This is a genomic window from Paenibacillus sp. JT22N15 (genome assembly GCF_059383755.1).
In genome coordinates this window covers 195,917-215,909 of sequence record NZ_JBXENV010000006.1, presented here as the reverse complement: position 1 = coordinate 215,909, position 19,993 = coordinate 195,917, and the positions used below count along the sequence as shown (strand labels likewise).

19 protein-coding genes and 1 CRISPR repeat array (1 of these 20 only partly in view) are annotated in these 19,993 nt (G+C 48.4%); of the genes, 1 reads left to right on the top strand and 18 read right to left on the bottom strand.

The annotated features are described in order from the left end of the window. Window positions 1-1,182: direct repeats of the CRISPR family, unit length 33 nt; unit sequence GTTTCAATCCACGCACTCCGTACGGAGTGCGAC; it reaches 4 nt to the left of the window's first position. A 206-nt stretch (window positions 1,183-1,388) separates the two neighbouring features. The 13 genes from cas2 to AC50X8_RS13695 form a co-directional block, all read right to left on the bottom strand. Then, window positions 1,389-1,679, bottom strand: coding sequence for a CRISPR-associated endonuclease Cas2 (gene cas2, locus AC50X8_RS13755; protein WP_056034675.1), 291 nt, complete (start codon window positions 1,677-1,679; stop codon window positions 1,389-1,391). Between the two features lie 8 nt (window positions 1,680-1,687). Next, window positions 1,688-2,719, bottom strand: coding sequence for a type I-C CRISPR-associated endonuclease Cas1c (gene cas1c, locus AC50X8_RS13750; protein ID WP_494880098.1), 1,032 nt, complete (start codon window positions 2,717-2,719; stop codon window positions 1,688-1,690). Continuing rightward, entirely contained in the window at window positions 2,716-3,375 is a 660-nt protein-coding gene (gene cas4 / locus AC50X8_RS13745; RefSeq protein WP_494880097.1) for a CRISPR-associated protein Cas4, read from the bottom strand. Before cas4 ends, cas1c begins: the two co-directional genes overlap by 4 nt. Further along, complete coding sequence (gene cas7c / locus AC50X8_RS13740; RefSeq protein ID WP_056034664.1) at window positions 3,362-4,228, bottom strand: type I-C CRISPR-associated protein Cas7/Csd2; 867 nt, start codon at window positions 4,226-4,228, stop codon at window positions 3,362-3,364. Before cas7c ends, cas4 begins: the two co-directional genes overlap by 14 nt. 52 nt (window positions 4,229-4,280) lie before the next feature. Beyond that, window positions 4,281-6,215, bottom strand: a complete 1,935-nt coding sequence (gene cas8c / locus AC50X8_RS13735; RefSeq protein ID WP_494880096.1) for a type I-C CRISPR-associated protein Cas8c/Csd1 — start codon at window positions 6,213-6,215, stop codon at window positions 4,281-4,283. Further along, entirely contained in the window at window positions 6,212-6,934 is a 723-nt protein-coding gene (cas5c, locus tag AC50X8_RS13730; protein WP_494880095.1) for a type I-C CRISPR-associated protein Cas5c, read from the bottom strand. The genes cas8c and cas5c overlap by 4 nt, the downstream gene beginning before the upstream one ends. Window positions 6,935-6,951: 17 nt before the next feature. After that, window positions 6,952-9,417 (bottom strand): CRISPR-associated helicase Cas3', encoded by a 2,466-nt coding sequence (gene cas3 / locus AC50X8_RS13725; protein WP_494880094.1) that lies wholly within the window; start codon window positions 9,415-9,417, stop codon window positions 6,952-6,954. A 185-nt stretch (window positions 9,418-9,602) separates the two neighbouring features. Then, window positions 9,603-10,127, bottom strand: a complete 525-nt coding sequence (locus AC50X8_RS13720) for a DUF6933 domain-containing protein (protein ID WP_494880093.1) — start codon at window positions 10,125-10,127, stop codon at window positions 9,603-9,605. 225 nt (window positions 10,128-10,352) lie between these two features. Next, the gene (locus tag AC50X8_RS13715) at window positions 10,353-10,883 is read right to left on the bottom strand and encodes a hypothetical protein (RefSeq protein ID WP_494880092.1); all 531 of its coding nucleotides are present in this window, start codon (window positions 10,881-10,883) and stop codon (window positions 10,353-10,355) included. 56 nt (window positions 10,884-10,939) lie between these two features. Then, window positions 10,940-11,593: a TetR/AcrR family transcriptional regulator gene (locus AC50X8_RS13710; protein WP_494880091.1), complete on the bottom strand. Its 654-nt coding sequence runs from the start codon at window positions 11,591-11,593 to the stop codon at window positions 10,940-10,942. A gap of 194 nt (window positions 11,594-11,787) precedes the next feature. After that, complete coding sequence (locus AC50X8_RS13705) at window positions 11,788-12,789, bottom strand: FecCD family ABC transporter permease (RefSeq protein WP_494880090.1); 1,002 nt, start codon at window positions 12,787-12,789, stop codon at window positions 11,788-11,790. Then, entirely contained in the window at window positions 12,782-13,792 is a 1,011-nt protein-coding gene (locus tag AC50X8_RS13700) for a FecCD family ABC transporter permease (protein WP_494859114.1), read from the bottom strand. The genes AC50X8_RS13705 and AC50X8_RS13700 overlap by 8 nt, the downstream gene beginning before the upstream one ends. Window positions 13,793-13,864: 72 nt before the next feature. Next, complete coding sequence (locus tag AC50X8_RS13695; protein ID WP_494880089.1) at window positions 13,865-15,829, bottom strand: ABC transporter substrate-binding protein; 1,965 nt, start codon at window positions 15,827-15,829, stop codon at window positions 13,865-13,867. 213 nt (window positions 15,830-16,042) lie between these two features. On the opposite strand from AC50X8_RS13695, the gene AC50X8_RS13690 reads away from it, so the two are divergent. Further along, window positions 16,043-16,270 (top strand): helix-hairpin-helix domain-containing protein, encoded by a 228-nt coding sequence (locus AC50X8_RS13690; RefSeq protein WP_235533136.1) that lies wholly within the window; start codon window positions 16,043-16,045, stop codon window positions 16,268-16,270. 122 nt (window positions 16,271-16,392) lie between these two features. On the opposite strand, the gene AC50X8_RS13685 is transcribed toward AC50X8_RS13690, so the two are convergent. The 5 genes from AC50X8_RS13685 to AC50X8_RS13665 all read right to left on the bottom strand — a co-directional run bounded on the left by AC50X8_RS13685 (window position 16,393) and on the right by AC50X8_RS13665 (window position 19,981). Beyond that, a complete protein-coding gene (locus AC50X8_RS13685) occupies window positions 16,393-16,545 on the bottom strand; it encodes a hypothetical protein (RefSeq protein ID WP_494880088.1) in 153 nt (50 codons plus the stop codon). 29 nt (window positions 16,546-16,574) lie between these two features. Beyond that, window positions 16,575-17,189: an SMI1/KNR4 family protein gene (locus AC50X8_RS13680; protein WP_494880087.1), complete on the bottom strand. Its 615-nt coding sequence runs from the start codon at window positions 17,187-17,189 to the stop codon at window positions 16,575-16,577. 37 nt (window positions 17,190-17,226) lie between these two features. Further along, window positions 17,227-17,616 (bottom strand): iron chaperone, encoded by a 390-nt coding sequence (locus AC50X8_RS13675; protein ID WP_056034635.1) that lies wholly within the window; start codon window positions 17,614-17,616, stop codon window positions 17,227-17,229. Between the two features lie 820 nt (window positions 17,617-18,436). Beyond that, on the bottom strand, window positions 18,437-18,901 hold the full coding sequence (locus AC50X8_RS13670; RefSeq protein WP_494880086.1) for an OsmC family protein: 465 nt from the start codon (window positions 18,899-18,901) through the stop codon (window positions 18,437-18,439). A gap of 48 nt (window positions 18,902-18,949) precedes the next feature. Further along, window positions 18,950-19,981 carry a cysteine peptidase family C39 domain-containing protein gene (locus AC50X8_RS13665; RefSeq protein ID WP_494880085.1) on the bottom strand — a complete coding sequence of 344 codons (1,032 nt, stop codon included), beginning with the start codon at window positions 19,979-19,981 and terminating at the stop codon, window positions 18,950-18,952. Between the last annotated feature and the right edge of the window lie 12 nt (window positions 19,982-19,993).

The window sequence follows — 19,993 nt, the reverse complement described above, 5'->3', positions numbered from 1 at the left end:
TAATCCATGCACTCCATACAGAGTGCGACATAGAACGTCAGTTCGCGGATTAACCTTTAGGGAGTTTCAATCCACGCACTCCGTATGGAGTGCGACGGCTGCTCCGGTTGGCTGCGGATTATCCATTCGCGTTTCAATCCACGCACTCCATACGGAGTGCGACGCGCCTGCTCCGCGCTGTCGCCCGCTTTACCGCTGTCGTTTCAATCCACGCACTCCGTACGGAGTGCGACCTACGCCCGGCATACATTTCTCGGCTGGTTCTTCCGTTTCAATCCACGCACTCCGTACGGAGTGCGACGGTAACTGGGTCAACCTCGCCTGATGATGGCAGCCTGTTTCAATCCACGTACTCCGTACGGAGTGCGACGGCAAACTTTCAATGCGTGATCAAATCCTCAAAGGTTTCAATCCACGCACTCCGTACGGAGTGCGACCGCAGAATTTTTTGCTCACTTAGGTTTGTTTGAAGTTTCAATCCACGCACTCCGTACGGAGTGCGACTTATATTGGGTGCTCCAGCCATCGTAAGAATTGGTGTTTCAATCCACGCACTCCGTACGGAGTGCGACGCCAATCCTTGATTGGGACGTTAAGCGGGTATTTGTTTCAATCCACGCACTCCGTACGGAGTGCGACGGACGCGTTAAAAGAGGCCATAACAGCCTTCGTTGAGTTTCAATCCACGCACTCCGTACGGAGTGCGACGGGCTGGACCAATCCACCGGGACCAGCACTTCGGTTTCAATCCACGCACTCCGTACGGAGTGCGACGACAAGCCGCCATACCGTATTAAAGCCAAGCCATTGTTTCAATCCACGCACTCCGTACGGAGTGCGACCAATAATCAGCCTGGTAAAAGAGGTTGAGTATTATGTTTCAATCCACGCACTCCGTACGGAGTGCGACTTTTTTCCATTCGATCATTGGTGTATAGCCCTCCCAGTTTCAATCCACGCACTCCGTACGGAGTGCGACCTTAATGGATATGCTCATCGGCTGACGGATCGGTGTTTCAATCCACGCACTCCGTACGGAGTGCGACGGGCCAACCAGATTAGGATTTTGACGGAGCAATGGAGTTTCAATCCACGCACTCCGTACGGAGTGCGACAAAATCAGCCAAATTAGCGATTTTCGCAATCGTGGTTTCAATCCACGCACTCCGTACGGAGTGCGACAGCGAAAATACAAGTGATTGATCCCATCATGGCATCAATCACCCCATTTTTCAATAAATATAATACCAAAAAAATCTGAGTCAAACCTTGACTTTTCTTGAAGTGACTCATATTCGACAATTTTCTACAATTTCTGAGGTGCGAATCCCCTAGGGTTTTTATGTGAGCTTCACATTCGCACCATGAATCCGCAAAAATTTTTTCACTTATAGAATAAGCGGTGCTTCCATATCATAAGCTTCTTTTGCACCAATGTGCTCAACCTTGCTTTTGTGATTATCACCCAAATTGTAGAAGCGCAGGCTGTCCGTCTGCTTATCGATTAGCTCCTCCAATTCATACTTCAGTTGGCGAAACTTAGTCGCATCTACAATGCATTCAAATACGGAGTTTTGCACCCTTTGACCGTAATTTAGACAGGTTTTTGCCACTCGGGAGAGCCTTCTACGCCCTTCCTTGCTTGATGTACTCACATCATACGTAATTAATACGAGCATATGATCACCTACTTCCAGAAAAATGGCGGATATTCGTCCAAATCACCACGAATATGCCTCGCAAGCAATAGGGCCTGAGCGTAAGGAACGAGCCCCCAGGCTATCTTTTCGTTCAAATAGGGATGCATAATCTTCTCTTGCTTGCGTTCCTGCCACGCCTTGAGCACCGTTTTCCTCGTGTCATCGTCCATGATGACGGCTCCATTTTCTTTTTTCACGAAGCCGCTGCCGTTAACGACCTTCTTGTTGATCAGGTAGAGCACCATTCGGTCAGCATATACGCTCCGCAGTTCCTCCATCATATCCAGCGCAAGCGAGGCTCGCCCCGGACGGTCCCGATGCAGAAAGCCGACGTAAGCATCCAGTCCCACGGACTCCAGCGCGGCTGTCACATCTTTTGCAAGCAGCGAGTAAGTAAAAGAAAGCAACGCATTGACATTATCCAGCGGAGGACGCTTATTTCGCCCATGGAAAAAGAACTGCTCCTTTTGCTGCAAAATCAACTGGTCAAACACCGAGTTGTATTGCACAGCAGCCGTTCCTTCCAATCCACGCAAAATATCCAGCTGCTCCACGCCACGAATAAGCTTCATAGATTCCGATAGCGAAGCACTGACCTGCTTCATTCGCTCGGTATCCAAACGAAGAGCATGATCCCGCAAGGCACGCTCAACCACCCACTTGCTGTTATAAACTTTGCCCAAAATCATATTTCTGGCAAAAATAGCGCTTCGGCGCTCATCATCGGAAATGCGATACTGCTCTTTGCGAAGTACAACATTTCCTTTATTCTCACCGACTATCCGTGCCAAAAAACGCCCATTGCGGGTCATAAAGGTCAGTCCGATGTTATTTTCTGCGCATTTCCCCATAAGAGCTGGGCTGACTCCCGCATAACCGAAGGTACAGACTCCCTCTAAATTATGCAGCGGATAGCGTCCGGCAATTTCGTCGTCACGCTTAATAACAATATTTTCGCCATCGAGTGATAAATACGTATCTGGCATCGTCACAAACAGCGTGTTCAGCAGCTTTTTCATTCGTATAACCTGCTTTCGATAAAGCTTGAAACGGGTTTTCGCTCCAGCATTTCCGGCAAACAAACGATATTCAAAGAGCAGCTCTGACAATGCGGCCCCGTCTTCGCCTTCGGCGTATGGTTCCGCTCATAGTAGTGGCGCATCTCGTCCAGACTTTGCTTGACCCTCTCTTTGTCGCCTTCAGTGACCGGCACCTCAACCCGATGCTTGATTTCATCATAATAGAGATAGCCCATTGACAGCTCGCACATTAGCATCTCTTCCAGACAAATGAGCTGGGCTACTAGTTGCGAGCGGTCGGAATCATTCCGCTTCGGCTTGCCGCGTTTGTATTCCACGGGGTACGGAAGGTATAAGCCTTCCTCTCCCGCCAGTGGAACACCTGAGCTATCTCGAACGAACTCAACTACATCGCATATGCCGGAAATACCCAGCCTCCGTGATTGTACGGGAAGCGCGCGGACAATCAGCTTGTCCCCACGCTTCTCCCGCAGCATCGGCTGGTCGGCTTTGCGGTGCAAATGCGCACCTTCAACGGTACGTACATTCTCTTCCCATTGCTGCTCAATATGGATAAGCGCCCATTGCCTCCGGCAAAAGTTGAAATGCTGAATGCCAGAAAGCATTAAAAAATCTTCTTCGTTATTGTCCCACATATCTTTGAGGCTCCAAGCCCTCAAGCGGCTGAATCGTCCAAGTATAGTCGTCGATCGACTTTCCTTCGACTACTCCTTCTTTCAGTTGAATTTCCAAGGAGCGATGTACCTTCGCTGAGGAGTATTGTCCAAGCTTGGACTGGTGCTTCCACCAGAAAAGATTATGAACTTCCATACTGCCGTCCGGGCGCGCGGATGAGGTGTCATTTTCAAAAAGAGAAATAAGTGCTTGTCTAATCTTCTCCGCATCGTCCTTAGTGAAGCCCGTTTTCTCCGCCAATTGTGTATTGATGCTGCCGTAGATGACGTAGACGCCAAAATCCACTCTATGCTTCATCCCCATAGTGTCCGAACCCTTCTTGTTCGGGTCCTTGCCCGTCACCGAATTGACGCTTTTCGTAATTTGCATGCTGGAAATAGAGATTGGCTCAACGCTGACAGCAGTATGAATAGATACTGGGCCACGAATACCAACAGAAACATCGGTACCGCTAAAAGCAAACACCTGCCCGAAGCTCCGCACATCAATCCATGCCTTGCAGGCTGCCTGCGCGTAAAGCTCATTGTTTTGTTTTTTACCCTTGGCATACTCCTGAATATCCGCATTCGCATCTACACGGTCTTTAATGCTACGATGCCCGTCGTCACGGCGCTCATCCGACTGTACGAGAATCGATTCACCCATGTCCTGCAGCCTGTTACGTATTTTGCGCTTTAGGCACACATCAGAAATCTCGCCATTCCCTTCATATGTTTGTCTTGGACGATTGCCATTCAATGGATCGCCATTCGGATTGGCATTTCGGACGGATAAAATAACGGCAAAATCAATTTTATGGTCAAGTACGCTCATTTAAATCTCTCCCTGTATATTTATTAGTAAACTCGTAGATTGCTAGACCCTGCTATTCCTCTGTATCGTCCTGATCGCTGCCTTGCTCGCTATCTTGCCCCTGCGTTGTGTCGCCTTTATCTTTTTTGCTCGTATACAGGTCGTGACGCTGGCTGTAAAAACCAAGCAGATACAGCCCGCTAAGCGGAGCATCCGTAAACTCCTCAGGCTTCAGCATCGCTCCCACCTCATCGAGCAAACTGTTGTAATATCTCGCATCCGTTCCCATCCGCGCCTGATAAGGCTGTAGATTGGATTGAATAATCGTCCATGTACGTCCTGGACGCTGAGCAAAAGCATTCATATAGCGGACTGCATTCGTTGCCCGTTTCTCTTCTCTTCCTAATGCCCGTCTCTCCAGCACATCGGCAATCGCGAGCATTCTGCCAAACAGATAATTTCGATCATCCAATTGTTTATCTAGGCTCACTTGGAAGACCCCCTTCTTATTTGATTTATTAACGAGCGCACAGGTGATGCTCAGCGTCTTCTCCCATTCCCATGGCTCCATCCCTACAGGATTAGAGGCGCGGCTTATTGCGCTGCGAACAATGTCCATCGGAATCGGACGTGCATCCACGATACAAGGCAGCATTCGCTCCAGCAGCCCCTTCACCACCTTGTCGCTTGCTCGCGGCCCGTAAGCGGCGAAAGCAATATCCTTTGTCGCTGGCGCACCTGTAAAAACTTTATATTGGTTCGCTTCGTTCTTACGGTACCTATGACGCCAAAAACAAGATTCATGCCATAGCTGCAATTGGTCCATGAACAGCTCACGGTTCATATCGCGGTAATACACGATGGACAGCCGTCCTGGAGTTGCCGCATCAAGCGTCATAATAATGACATTCGATTTATATTCGCCGTCGTAACGGAAGCCGCTAAGCGCCTTTCTTACTTCTAGCGCATGATCCCTATGTGCCACATTCCCGTTAGGCGATCCATCGCTTTCCTCATCCTCCAGATAGTCGAACAAATCCCCCGCCGGGTCGATTACTTCAAGCCGATCTGGTCCCCATACGAGAAACACTTTGCCGTCGAGAGTGAAGGATTGCCGATCAATCAGCCATTTTAGTGCGTTATGCGCCTTCTGCGAAACCTCGTAGCTGACGGAGGCCGCATCCCGACTCGTCCGAAACCGGCCACGAAACGTGAAGCCGCTTGAGTCATTGGCTGAAATCAGCTTCGTTTTATCACCAGAGTTACGAATACGCGAAGCATGCTTGTCCGCATAAGGGAGCTGCTTGGCTGTCACATAGCATAAGTCCGTCTCAGCAAGCTGCCCATTATAAAAATCAATGAAAGACTGCTGAACCTCCCGATCCCGCCACAGCCTTGGCTCGTTGTCACCCGTAATTTGTACGGCGAATCGCACAAAAGCCGAGCTTTGATCGGAGGCAATCACTTTGAAAATAGCTGGCTTCTCCTTGCTCTCCTCGCCTTCCGCCTGCACCCATTTTTCCAGCAGCTTGCCTTGCATGTCTGTCCATAGCACCTGATACTCTACTAAATCCGCTATCAGCGTGCCTTTCTGCAAATATTGATAGACACTTTCCACCTTGCGATGGGAATAATCCGATGTACACCATGCACGCAGCTGCTCCAAATAATCTGTATAAGGCGTATACTTCTTCACCTCGCCAACGAATTGCTCATAGTCACCAGCGACATACATAAGCTTATCGAACAAAGGATAGGGAACAGGCGCACTTGTCCGGCTCGCCGCAGCCTCGGTGCATGGAATGATCGTGCTTCCTTCTTCCTTCTCAATCACCTTCGCTCTTAGAAATTCGCCCTTCCCGTTCAAAATCACCTCGATATGCGCACTTTGTGTCGTATGTGAAATCGGGATGAGCGCATATTCACGGCCATTTCTTTTTTTCTCAAAATTCCCTATAGCATCCGTATGGTTATCATAGGTATTGCTCAAATTCGCGAGCCAGCTCATGCATTCTCCCCCTCTGCAAATATTTGCTCATGCAGTTGGTCGACAGACTCCATATTTTCAGGGCCAAATGCTTTTGCGACACCTTCCCCGGTTTTCCTAGTCAGAAGGCAATCTTCTGGACGAATGAATTTGATGATGCCATGCTCCATCTTGGCTCTCCAAAGCCTAGTCTCGCGTTCAAGTCTTCCCGTTTCATCTGGATAACTAATGCCATGCACCATATGGCCAAAGTCTATTTCCGGCACCTTATCATAAAAGCCTTCTCCTATTCCAAATTCGCAAGGCTCTACATACCCCTGACATTCACGCGTCCCGAGAAAAATATCCCTGCGCCCTCCTGCCTGAACCGATCGTTTAGCGATATTATGATGCTTATGTTCGTTGCGATCATAGACTAGATTTTCCCGATAAGGATTAAATTCAAAATAGGCGCGAACCTGATACTTCACATTCTTCAAATAGGTATAATAGGCAAGCGTATTGCCGCCGTTATATTCAATGGGGCGAATTCCCTTGGACTCCGTCTGAATGACGTTCATAATACGAACCCTGTCGATGTACCAAATGATTGTAGGCTTCCAGTAAATCGATTCCACAATCCCTTTTAGCGCTTGATAAGTAGGAACCTGATAGCTGAATTTCTCTCCACCGATTTTGGTCAATGGATCTGTAAACAACGCGTATTTCCCGTTTACCTCGAACTCAATTTGATTACGCATGGATATCCTCCTTTCCTTTAAATAATTGCAGACGAGAACTCACCATCGCCATTTGTCTCCACACCAAACTGCTTAGAATAAGCCGTTTCACTTAAAGCCAGCACCTCGCCATGCAGAAGGGGCTGAATATCACCATTTTTATCAAGCTTCCTAAACTCAAGCTCATAAATGTTGACGACATACGGCTGAAGCTTACGCAGCAGCACGCCAAGCTCACCTGCCTTCAGATCGCCGTTCAAGTCAAGAATCAGCTCTCTCGCTTCCTCGTTATAAGGAACGAGTACCGTTCGCGCCACATTGCTAATGACTTCAAAATATTGCTCCGCCGTAGCCAACGCCGAAAAGCTGGTCAGCTCAGGAGCTTTACCGTTCTTTCCTAGGTAACCATCAGCATATCCCTTGTTTAGTTCCAGCAGCTCGAAAATATTTTGATTCAGCTTCTGTATGTGATACTGCATGTCATCTTGTATCAGGGCATAGTAGTAGCTAAAATAAGCCTGCATCGCCGCCTTCGATAACAGCTCTCCCCCATAAAGCTTCAGATTTTCCTTCATCTCGTTCAATATGCGCTGCGTTTGCTCCGCACCGATGCTAATCTCCTTCAAATGCGTCAGTACCTCATCCGCAGACTTTATAATATAAACATTCCGAATCGCGTCCTTCCCATGCCGATTGCATCTGCCTGCTGCTTGCGCAATGGAGTCAAGACCAGCAAGGGAGCGAACAACACATTCAAAGCTGATGTCGACGCCTGCTTCAATAAGCTGCGTGCTTACGCAAATGACCCGTTCCTTTTCTTCCGCAGCGAGTGCTTTTATTAGCTCTTTAAGCACGTCCTTACGATGAGCCGCGCACATATTTGTGCTGAGATGAAACAGCCTTGCATCACAGTCCCCTGAAATCTGACGCTTCTCCAGCTCAGCGAACAGCTTGCGCACAGCCGACTTCGTATTCAATATCACCAGCGTGCTGTCGATCTCATCCATCCTGTCCAGCACAAAATCCGCCAGTTCCTCCGCCTTCCAGCCGCTCGGAGTCGTTCGATCCACAACCTCCACCCGCTTAAAGCTCCGACCTACTTCATCCAGATTTTCGATCATTTCAGCATCTTCCTTCAATTGCAGGCGATGCTTCACTCCATCCAGAGCAGGCTGCGTCGCCGTACAAAGCAGCAGGCTGGAGCGCCCAAAGGCATGCAAAAAATTCAGCGCCGCATTAAACAACGATATACATTTGATTGGTACCGACTGCACCTCGTCGAAAATAATGACCGCATTTGAAAGCTGATGCAGCCTCCGTACATTCCGCGTTCCCTTCGCATAAAACGTATTCAGAAACTGGACCATCGTTGTAAAAATAATCGGGCGATCCCACGTATCTTTCGCCAGCTTGATTTTCTTGCGCCGGATATCATAGGCTTCGGCTTCCTCCACTTTTTCAGGCGGATCAGACTCCTCAATGACATTCGAATGATGCTCCAAAATCATATCGTGTTCCTGCAAAATATCCCGGATCTCCTGCGCATTCTGCTCAATAATCGTTGTATACGGCACGATATAGATAATGCGCTGCTTTCCTGTCTCTATCGCATGCTTTAGCGCGTAACGCAGGCTCGCCAGCGTCTTCCCGCCCCCTGTAGGAATGGACAGCGTGTAAATACCTGACGGACGAAGCGCAAAAGTATCACATTGCAGCGACATTTCCCGTCTCAGGCGGTTAATCGGATGGTCGGCGTCCTCCGCTTCGTCCATTTCGTCCAGCTTTTTCATTAAAGCCTTGTAGCTTCTCTTGAAAAATGGAGCATGATCCTCAGCTGCTTCCGCTGCTTCCTCCTCTTCAAACTGCCGCGAATTGGTTCGGTCCGCGTCAATCAGGCAGCTGAAAATGTACTTGATCAGCAGCGAACAGGTGATTCTCGGCAGTTTATATTTCTGCATAACCGCTATAAGCTGTTCAAGCTCGGCTGCTGCATTGGCAAAATACGCATCCATCTCAGCCTCGGTATGCTGCTCGAAGAAAACCGCATTGGCTTGCTCATAGCCCTGCTCAATGTCTGCTTCCTTCTTTTCATCCACTCTTTTTAAGAATGGCGATGTTTTGCCCGGATCAATAAAATCCCGCAGCCCTTGATGATGGGAAATAATGCAGTTGGCGATCCATTCTGCCGCCATCTTATCCGTATTTTTCGTGCTTTTCTTGTGGTACCTGCGATAGACCAGTCTGCCGCCTGCGGTCGAATGATCGACAGAGCCTCTTTTCGGCGCCCTCGTATCCCCATCATTCGCCGCTGCTACTGCGAGCTGGATATAATTTTTAAAAGCAGTCGTATTTTTACCTAGGTCATGAAGCCAACCAGCTAGTCCCGCCAGATGGCTTGCACCAATCTTGCCTCCAAGCTGCTCACAGCCTTCCTTTACTTCGATCAGATGCTCTTTGACCGTTTGAATTTTGCCGTCTTTCTCTCGAATATGTGCAATATACACCAAAGCGCCTCCTGAACTAGATTTAAAACACAGATTCGACAATTTCCAACATATCCCTCTATTTCCAACTAAAATTTATAAAAATAGATAAATTACCGTCTTTTACGCACAGAAGACCACCCCTTTTGGGAGTGGTCTTCTGTTCCAGGCAAGCAAACAACAGCTTGCAAATGCACATTAAAAAGCTATAGCCACCGGCTATGTAATGCCGCCAGCATCGTTTCACCCGAATAAGCCAAGGGCAATTTCAGCATGACAAATTTATTTAAGAAACGGTTCAAATTATACAGCCCTTGAGCATCTATTTCCCCGCCAGCATCCAAGAAATCCTGCTGCATATACTTTATTACCTGTATCATTTCATTCATTTGACTAATAATGCTGCGGTCACTGGTTTTCGTAAAGAGGAAAGAATTAGCACTTTGCATATAGCTTTCTATCACCTGCTTGTCCGCCTTATCAGCAAGCAAATTTTCAGCGATGCTCTCGATTACAAGCTCATGGAACCGTTTGAAATCCTGCTTTTTCAAGCCATTCAGCACAAAATTATATCTGGTCTCATTATTCATAATCAACACGCATTTCCGGCGATTCAGCAAAAACAGATGGGCATGCCAGCCAAATAGCCGATCTCCCGCCGTCGGCACTTCCACAAAATCCATCATCCCAAGCTCGCTTTCAAGCTTTTTCGTACATTGCAAAGTAATCATATCCGCTCATCTCCTGCCGTCTGAAGCTAGCCGCCCTCACCATCAGAGCTTTATAATTATCCTATCAAGTTTTTCCGTTGGTGGGAAGCGCAAGCTGCTCACGCGATCATCCGCATGATTGGGACGATTATATGAAAGCTTGGGCGTACTGGCGAAAGCTTCGGCCCTAAACCTCGCTATTTTTCCATACAAGCTGCTGACCGTTTCCCATCACCACAGCGCTGCCTAAAGCTCACTGTTCTCCCATTGTACAAACTGCTGCGGATTCGCCTGAATGTACGTACGGATGAGCCTTAAGCTCTGCGGTGCGATCTCATTTAAATGTGAGAATAATCGGCTAGCCGCAGCCATAAGGTCATGATCCTGCTCCAAATCTTTCAAAACCGCATCGCTCCACTGCAGGCCGAGCCTCACTCTTCTCTCCTCGAAAATCTCCTTCGTCTCCTCAAGCAAGCGCAGCATAGAGCTGTCGCCAAAAAATTGCAGTCCGCTGGTCACACCTGACCAATAGCCCGGTTCGGCAAGCAGTTGAGAAACCCATCCATAATATTCGCTGACCGAGTTTTTGGCATGATCGTAAAACACTCGGAACATGCATAACGCCCGCTGGCTCTCATTGAGCCCGGCCATCGCCTCGTTTTTTGCCTGCCTATCTTTACCGCGAATTTGCAGAAGAATGTGCTTGCTGCAAGCCCAGCCAAGCCTTTCATCATTTAAGGTATCAAAATCCTGTTTGCTCATTACGGCTAACGCCATTCATTTACCACTCCTTTTTAGACTATCATAAGTGTCAATGAAAAAAGTAAAAAAAATCAGCTTGGTTTAATAACCGCCAAGGCCGATTCAATAACTTGCTCAAGCACCATTTCTAGCTGCTTTAGCACTTCTGACTGCGTAGCCCCTTGCGTTACGAGCTCCTGCTGCCGCTTTTCTAAATAGCTCATTCCCTGTGATATCGCACCCCAAAACTGCATGGCCAGAAGGCTGGCATTGCCAGAGCGAATGGTTTGTTCACTAATGCCCCTCACAATGGCCTGCTCCATAGGCTGCATGAAGCTTTTCACCCATTCGAACGGGGAAAAGGATTCGGCGGGAAATATATAAGACACATCCATACTAATACGCATATAAAAATGCGAAACAGCAGGCTCTTCCAAAACTTGCTTGCACACGATTCGAGCGTACCCTTCAAACAAATCAAATGCTGAACCCGCTTGCCCGAAATGAGACTTCGTAAACTGCTCCGTCCTGTCCATCATGTGCGTGTAAAGCTTTTGAAACAAGTTCTGCTTATTTTTAAAATAATGGTACACCAGACCGCGCGCCAAGCCAGCCCGTTCAGCAATTTCTCCGATTTCGGAGGCGGCGTAACCTTTCTCCGCATACACAACGATGGCAGCCTGCAAAATTTCTCGCGACCTCTGCTTGCGAATTTCTTCATTTTGTTCCTTTGTACGTGGCGACATTGCGAACTCCTCTTTTTTTAATTGACATTGATGTCAATTAAAACGATATAGAAAAACCCTTGCATTGTCAATAGCTGGTTAAGCTGATATAAAAAACGCCAAATGCCCACTATAGTAATAGCAGAGAGGCATTTGACGCTTTACTAGATTAGCGGATTCTGCGCCCGCAAAATGATTAGCTATCATTCACAATCCTAAACACCAGCCTTGCGTTTAAACAGCAAATACATAAAAAACGGAGCCCCGACTCCTGCCGTAAACACACCAGCGGGAATATCCAGCGGCATAAACAGCATTCGCCCTGCTAAATCGGCAAGCAGCAAAACGATCGCGCCCAGCAGCGCAGACACCGGGATGATCATTGCATACGAATGGCCTGCAACCCTTCTAGCCATATGAGGCGCAAGCAGCCCGATAAAAGAAATCGTTCCGGCAATGCCGACAGCCGCTCCGGCAAGCGCCACACTAAAGAACAGCAGCAGCAAGCGGCTTAGCTGAAGCCGGCTTCCCAAGCCGCGCGCGACATCCTCGCCTAACGACTGCACATTCAATTCCTTGGCAAAAAGCAGCGCCAATGGAATAAACACAACGACCCACGGCCACAGCGCTTTAATATACGACCAGTTCGTGCCGTAAATGCTGCCCGTCATCCAGTTCAGCACCTGCGCGGCCAAATAAGCGGGACCGCTTATGAGCAGAAACATCGTAAGGGCGCTCATCGCCGTGGATATGCCAATGCCGATCAGCACGAGCCGCAGCGTGGAGACGCCTTTTTTCCAGGCCAAGCCGTAGTTGAGCGCCGCTGCGACAAAAGCGCCAAAAATCGCAATGACCGGAACGAAGTGGATGCTGTAGCCGGTGAACAAGGTCATAAAACCAACGACCGCGACAGACGCGCCGCCCGTTATGCCAAGCAAATCCGGCGATGCCAGCGAATTGCGAATGACGCCCTGCAGCAAGGAGCCTGCTACCGCTAACGCTGCGCCAATGAGCAAGGCGGCTATGATCCGTGGCAAACGGAACTGCATAATAATTAAATCGCTGTCCTCCGCATTGCGGCCAAGCAGCGACAGCAGCACTTCTTTAACCGGAATAGCGACGCTCCCCATAGCTAAGCATAAAATACTTAAACCAACGAGCACGATGCTTAACGTAAGCAGGATTGAAATATTTTTCCCTGTGCGCTGCTTAGGCATATTTCTTCCTCCTCGCCACATGAATCAGGAACGGCACGCCAATAAGCGCCGTTGCAACGCCTACTGGAACCTCCTTCGGCAGGAGCACGAATCGGGACAGCAGATCGGCCGCCACCAGCAGCAAAGCCCCTGCCACTGCGCAGTAGGGAAGCAGCCAGCGGTGATCATTTCCGACCAGCGCCCGGCATAAATGAGGAATAACCAGCCCGATGAAAGCAATCGGCCCCGCGGCAGAAACGGCACTTCCCGCAAGCAGCACGACAGCTGCCGTACATAGAAGGCGGATTAGCATGAGACGCTGCCCCAGTCCCTTCGCATTTTCGTCTCCGAGTGCCATCACATTCAAGGAGCCCGAGAGCAGGAACGCGAGCAGCAGCCCGGCGATTATGTACGGCAGTACCATCACGAGATGGTTCAGCTCTCTCCCTGACACGGAGCCGATCATCCAGAACAACGCCGATTCGAGCGACTGCTTATTGATTAAAATAAGGCCAGAGGTAACCGAGCTCGCAAATGCCGCTACACAAGCTCCTGCCAAGGTGAGCCGAATCGGCTCAAAGCCTCCTCTTCCCTGCATGCCAAGCGCATAGACGAACACGGCCGTGACCGCCGCCCCCGTAAAAGCAAGCCCAATCATATGACTCATCGTCAGCGACGAGCCGAATAAGGCCAGCCCTACGACAATAAACAGCACCGCACCGGAATTAATGCCGAAAATCGACGGCGATGCAAGCGGGTTGCGCGTCAGCACCTGCATAATGGCGCCGGCCACCGCTAGACTCGCTCCTACTACAGCCGCAATAAGCGCTCGGGGCATGCGGGTATGGGTCAAAATCAGATGCTCATTCGAGCCATCGAACTGGCTGTAGGCGAGCCACAAATCTTTTAAGCCAAATTGCTGGAGCCCGAACAATACGCTCGCAAGCATGCAAATAAACAGAATCACAACTCCCGCTGCGAGTACGACAAGCTTGCTGCCTGGTCTCTCCATCCACTTAGACATCCCTTCTCCTCCCAATAAAAGAAGCCGACGCCAATAAAAATGACGTCAGCCTGCACATTTATTTCAGTCTCTTTATTGAATGTCGAAATATTTAACAATTTCATCCAGCAGCAGATTGGCCGCCTTGTAGCCTCCGGCTGTATTCCAAATCGCCTCATCTACTTGAACGACTTTGTTATTTTTCGCAACATCAAGGTTTTTGAACAGCGGATCATTCATCCACTCTTCCACTACTTTAGCCGCATCCGTCTTTCCTGCCGCTTCTGTTACAAAGTAGAACAATACGTCCCCGTCCATCTTAGGAATGCTTTCTTTGGACATCACTTCAATAAAGGAATCCACATCCTGTGATTCTGGACGAGCAAAGCCTAGCTGATCTAAAAGCACACCGGAGAACGTCTGCTTCTGATAAATACGTACTTGGGAAGCCGAGAAGCGGGCCACGGATACTTTTGTTGCCGCTTTATCGCCAATTTTCGCTTTTACCTCCGCGACGCGCTTATCGAAATCCGCCATCGCTTTGTCGCCTTCATCCTGTTTATTCACCGCTTGCATATACAGCTTGAAGTTAATTTTCCAATCGCCAGCCAGATCCTCGGCAAATACAGTTGGTGCAATCTGGTTCAGCTGCTCATAAATTTTCTCCTGCCGCACCTTGTTGCCAATAATTAAATCCGGCTTCAGGCTGGCAATCAGCTCAATGTTCGGCTGCAATTCGTCGCCTACAACCGTCACATCCACCATTTCATCTTTAATATGCTCGTACCATGGGTCACCAACCCATGATTGAACCGCGCCAACTGGCTTAATGCCTACCGCAAGCAGCGCCTCTGTTCCTTCATTCGTCAAAATGACGACGCGCTCCGGCGTCCCTGTCAAAGTCACTTCGCCCATCGCATGCTTAATGATGCGGGAAGCGTCCGCTGTAGCCGTATCGGTAGCGGCTGGCGAAGCAGCTGCCGCATTGCTGCTTGGCGATGCGGAGCTTGGATTCGTCGTCGCGTTCGTGCTTGGTGTACCTGCTCCGCAGGCGCTAAGCAGCAGTGTGAAGCAAATAAGCACAGCTGCCATCATCGATATTCTTGATTCTCTGTACATAAATAAAGGCCCCTCTTCCTTGTAGTGAGAATGATTTTCATAACCATACTCACTATACCGTTTGAGCCTTCGCGGGACAAGGGCATATCTTGAACCGGATACAGGATTATTTTGAACCTTCGCTTTGTATTGCCCCAGCGACATGCCAGTATGTTTTTTGAATAGGCGATTAAAATAGCTGTCATCCGGAAAGCCGACGCTTTCGGCAATTTCCTGCAGCGTCGCCTCCGTTCCAAGCAGAAGCTCCTTCGCTTTGCTGATGCGCAGCGCAATTAAATAGTCGATTGGGCTTTGTCCAATCGTCTGCTTGAACTTGCGGGACAAATAGCTGACGCTGCAATCCAGCAGCTCGGCAAGCTCGCCGAGCGCAATACGCTTCGCGTAATGCTCCTGCATGTAGCGAATGGCTTGCGAGACGTAGTCCGCTTTTTGCACATGAATATCTTGATTGGATAGCTGCTGAAATAATTCATGTATGAATTGGTAGAACATCGTCTTAATATATAGTTGATCCAGCACGTTCGGATGCTGCCATTCCCGCTCCATGCGCTGGATTTTATCGAGCAAAGCAATAGGCTGGCGGGAAACAAAGCTATATTGCAGTTGAAACGGATTATGCTGCTCCATTAACTGAACCAGTTCCTGACGGCTCGGCAGTGGCAACACCGCTTTGTACAAAATCAAGTAGTATTCCAACCCATCATCCGGCACAATGTCCAGACACATGCCCTTCCCGCCATGCAGCATATGAAAACGCTCCACCAGCACCGTCTTGCCATCCAGCCGCACTTCAGCATGACCACGAGTCGTATACAAAAAAGCGCTCGCCGGCAGTCGATAAGAACGCAGCTCCTCCCCTCGCTCCATAATCGTATGCCGCACGTCCATCACGCGGATGGAGGCTTGGTTCCACAGCAATATATGCTCACTCTGATTCAAAGTGCCCTATCCTTCCTTTCCTCATGCTGCTAATATGCACCCATGTCGATCCCCATCGATTGTTCTTGTCCTCCTATTATAAGTGATAATAATTCTCACACACAATGGTTGATGTGAAATCATGCGAAGTGTCTATCGGAAGGAAGGAAATAATAAAGGCTTTCCCGAATGATAAGTATCAAGGAAAGCCTACATTTAGAAGGAGGGATGAACGTGGATGCATCTAATCAGAAGCCTGATCAAGACCAGGCGGGCGATTTGCCCAATGTCGGAAAGCCAGCAACACGCGCGCTCACCGCTGCCGGATACGTGCAGCTGGAGCAATTCACAAAACTCACCGAGGCGGAGGTGCTGAAGCTGCACGGGGTCGGGCCTAAAGCAATAAGGATCATCCGGGAAGCGCTCGCTGCCAACGGACAATCCTTCGCTGAACAAGCGTAAACGGCTGTCGCCGTCCTCTGGCGGTAAAGCTAACGTTTCGCGGTGAAAAATAAGCGGAGTATAAGAGGGAAACTTATACTCCGCTTATTTTTTAAAAACTAATAGCTGCTGTTACAAAAAGGTTATGAACGCTCGTCGATTAGCTTCTCTAGAAACTGGGCGAACGATTGCGCATACACTTCGACATCCCCACCGTGGTAGTCCTCGCGCATGACCTCGCCCTCATTTTCTTCGTCCCAAGCCGTCCTATCAAAAAAATAAGCTTCTGCATGCAAACCATTTTATCGCAGAAGTCTGCTCCAGTTTAATTTTCAGGGATGGGTACGTGATTCCCCTCTTCATCTTCATCGTCTGTCTCATCTATCGAGTCTATCGCATCTACATCGTCTGACTCGTCTGTCGAGCCTATCTCATCTACAAAGTCCGTCTCGTCTGTCTCGTCTATCGCGAGCTTCAAAGCTGCATGAAACATCTCGAAATTTTCGCACAAAACGGATAGATTACCTTCCATCATCTCTTCAACCGTTGTATTCTCGCTTTGCGCCTCCGATTCCGCATCCTCTAAACAAAGAGCCATTTCATGATCAATATATAGAAGGCTAGGGCTCTCATTCGACTCGCGATAATCAAAAATAAGCCAGTCTCCGCTGCTGATGCTCCATGCGAATGGAATTAATTTGCGCGGCTGAAGGACAACCTCGGCTATCGCTTCAAGATTTTCAGGATAGGAAGCATCCAGCTTAATAAACCGAATGCCCCAAGCGGTATAGCCGTTAAAATCGACGAGGTTGTATTCTGTATTAGGATTAGCGGACTGAACCTCATCCGTTGTCATAAATGCCTTATACGCTGCTGGAAAAGCAAGCTGTAGCGATTGTTCAATGTCATGAATGTCCTGTAGCTGCTGAGAAATATCCATCTCGTTAATTTCTCACTCCTTATCGGCGTTATGCCTTTTATTTTTTCTTGTTCAACTTTTCTTGTGCTTTTTTCGTATTTTCAGCCACTCTAAATGCGACAATTCTGCTGATCAATTCATAAGGCAGCGGCTTGTCCAGCGGAAACTGAACCGAGCCCTTTGCCCCTTTATAAACGGACAATTCCTCTTTGAAGGCTGCAATGCCTCTTGGAGCGGGATAAAATCCGATATGCTTTTTAAACGCCGCAAAATGTACCAAGTTGCCATGCAGCTCAAATGTCGGCATCTGGTAGCTGATTTTCTCCGTCGCTTCCGGCGCTGCCTCTTTAATGACCTTCCGCATCGCCTGCAGCAGCTCTTGGATTTCTTGCGGGAAGCCGGCGATATATTCGTCGATCGTTTCAAACGTCGTTTGGTTGCTGTCCATCATTAAGCTCCTTTCCATTCATTCATTCAAAAATCAGTTCCATAAATTAGACATAATTAAAGTAAATACAATAACACCAAACCTAATAGCGCCCCAGGCTGTATGATTGATTATAAGTGTAATATAGACAACGAAAAAAGCGATTGTACTCACATCTTCTTCAAATTGCAAGGAAAGCATTGAAGGGCTCCATTTGTTGTTTCAATGAATATACGTATACTATTGATTATACTATTAAAGTCATATTTTTCATCAGCAATTAGACCTTAAACAAAGACATGAGGTAGATTCATGCTCTTCGCTTCAGGTGTTTACTCCCTGCACAAAGACAGGTCTGGCGGACACAGCAGCCGCTATTTCAGCAGAATCACGGTTATGGAACAGGCGGCGGACTCAGGAGCCGCTAATGCGCAACTATTAGCCATTTTCACGGGTTGAGGAGGTCAATAGCGGATTTCCTGTCCGCATGCGGCCAGAAATCGGAGCAAAAGCCAGAATAGCGGAATCTGAGTCCTTCAAAAAAAGGAGAGTGCTTTCAGAGCTGCGTGCTCTCAGCCACAGTACTCCAACAACAGCACGCACAGCAAACGTACTTCCAGAAACAGTACTCTCAGCAACCGTACTGCCAGCCACAGTGTTTCCAGCCGCTATCGCATACTGCGTTTCACAAACCTAGAGTCATCAGACGAGATTGGTTTGAAATAAGCTGTAGGCAAGCAGCAGCGAGTGGCTCCGACTTGCACACACAACCTAGATAAGGCCCGTCATCTCCTAGGAGACCACGGGCCTTATATTTTTTTACAATAATAGTGCAAACAGCCTACAGCGCAGCTGTCTCTGTATTTTCAATAATAATCTGCTCTAATTTCATCTGAACCGGGTTGGCAAGAGTATCCCCCACTGGGCATTTGCTCTCCAAAAATTGAACGAAGGCATCTACCTTTTCCTTGGGCGAATCTGTTTTGATCTTGAACGTATAGCGAATGTCGGAATAGCCCGGACGAACCTCGCTTTTATTGAAAAATCCATCGAGATCCAAATCGCCTTCAACCTCAACCTGGAAATCGTCAAGCTTCACATCAAACTTAGGGGCATACACCCGGGCCACAATAGACTGGCATGCGCCTAATGAGGCAAGCAGCGCTTCCACAGGATTCATCCCCGTATCTGTCCCGCCAAGGCTCTTCGGCTCATCAATAGTCAATTCGAACTGTCTCGCTGTCGCTTTCACTTTAACCCCATCCTGTAAATGCGCTGTTGCCTTAAACGTTTGTACATTAGCCATCATTAACGCTCCTTATGAATCATATTTTATGTCCGTTCTGAACTCGCTCTAAACTCGCACCCAATCCGTTGTCGGAAAATAGCTCTTGCAAGCTAGCATTTCGTCATGCAGACGGTTAAGAACCTCTCGTTCCCGGTCTTTAATCCGGTTCAGATTACTGTTAATCGTATGAAGGATGTCATTGTTATGGGTCTGTCTATATTTCATGAGAGTCACCCGTTGCAGGTTGACGTCCCGCTCGATTGGTTCATAACCAGATAACAGCGTTTCGTCCTTGATGTAGCCTTGGGCCAGCATAAATTCGATTTTCGCCCGCATACACTTCTTGTGCTCCCATAAAATATGCAGCGGCCGCCCGTCAGGCTCTCGGGTTCCATCGGTTACTTTCACTAGCTCCTCCGCTATGTACCGATACACGTCCATGCCGAAGGCCAGATTGCTCTCATTGGCAAATATGGTTTTCAGACGATTCGTGGCGCTGAGGTAGTCCTCCAGAAAATAGAGAACGGAATCCGCCGTGAACACATACTTGTGGTCGGTAGCGCGGTATAAGCAAATTCGTGTCTTATATTCTTCGTAATTGCCGTATTCGTCAAAAAAGGCTGCATTATTGAATGCGTTTTCATAATCGTCATAGGAAACGGAGAAGGTCTGATATTTGCCGTCCACGAAATTGGTCACCAGATAGCTCTGCTGCTCGCTATCGTACCCGCTGATTAACAAATCATGCGTGAAATTTCTCACCCCAAAAAAGTCGCTGTAGGGCATGTAATACTCGTTGATGAAAGAGAGAACATGATAGCCTTGTTCAAGACTCGTTTGAATGAAGCGATGGATGTCCGTTAAGGAAATGACGAGTGAACGGGATATCGCCTGGGTATCACGCAGCGGGCAATTATCCAACTGGTAAAAATTCACTGGACAAGCTAGCTCTACGAAATCCTTCGCGCAAAATAATTGGGTGTAATAGCTGTGCATCCACGGTTGGAAGCTCTCGGAATGTCCAATAATACCGAACAAATACGCGTGGTGCAAATAGCCATAAATAGGTGAATCAGCTAGCGGCAGATGAATTTTCATTGAAACATATCT

Coding starts and splice junctions, on each gene's coding strand:
- cas2 (WP_056034675.1), bottom strand. CDS start 1,679: ATGCTCGTATTAATTACGTATGATGTGAGTACATCAAGCAAGGAAGGG.
- cas1c (WP_494880098.1), bottom strand. CDS start 2,719: ATGAAAAAGCTGCTGAACACGCTGTTTGTGACGATGCCAGATACGTAT.
- cas4 (WP_494880097.1), bottom strand. CDS start 3,375: ATGTGGGACAATAACGAAGAAGATTTTTTAATGCTTTCTGGCATTCAG.
- cas7c (WP_056034664.1), bottom strand. CDS start 4,228: ATGAGCGTACTTGACCATAAAATTGATTTTGCCGTTATTTTATCCGTC.
- cas8c (WP_494880096.1), bottom strand. CDS start 6,215: ATGAGCTGGCTCGCGAATTTGAGCAATACCTATGATAACCATACGGAT.
- cas5c (WP_494880095.1), bottom strand. CDS start 6,934: ATGCGTAATCAAATTGAGTTCGAGGTAAACGGGAAATACGCGTTGTTT.
- AC50X8_RS13720 (WP_494880093.1), bottom strand. CDS start 10,127: ATGATTACTTTGCAATGTACGAAAAAGCTTGAAAGCGAGCTTGGGATG.
- AC50X8_RS13715 (WP_494880092.1), bottom strand. CDS start 10,883: ATGGCGTTAGCCGTAATGAGCAAACAGGATTTTGATACCTTAAATGAT.
- AC50X8_RS13710 (WP_494880091.1), bottom strand. CDS start 11,593: ATGTCGCCACGTACAAAGGAACAAAATGAAGAAATTCGCAAGCAGAGG.
- AC50X8_RS13705 (WP_494880090.1), bottom strand. CDS start 12,789: ATGCCTAAGCAGCGCACAGGGAAAAATATTTCAATCCTGCTTACGTTA.
- AC50X8_RS13700 (WP_494859114.1), bottom strand. CDS start 13,792: ATGTCTAAGTGGATGGAGAGACCAGGCAGCAAGCTTGTCGTACTCGCA.
- AC50X8_RS13680 (WP_494880087.1), bottom strand. CDS start 17,189: ATGGATATTTCTCAGCAGCTACAGGACATTCATGACATTGAACAATCG.
- AC50X8_RS13675 (WP_056034635.1), bottom strand. CDS start 17,616: ATGGACAGCAACCAAACGACGTTTGAAACGATCGACGAATATATCGCC.
- AC50X8_RS13670 (WP_494880086.1), bottom strand. CDS start 18,901: ATGGCTAATGTACAAACGTTTAAGGCAACAGCGCATTTACAGGATGGG.
- AC50X8_RS13665 (WP_494880085.1), bottom strand. CDS start 19,981: ATGAAAATTCATCTGCCGCTAGCTGATTCACCTATTTATGGCTATTTG.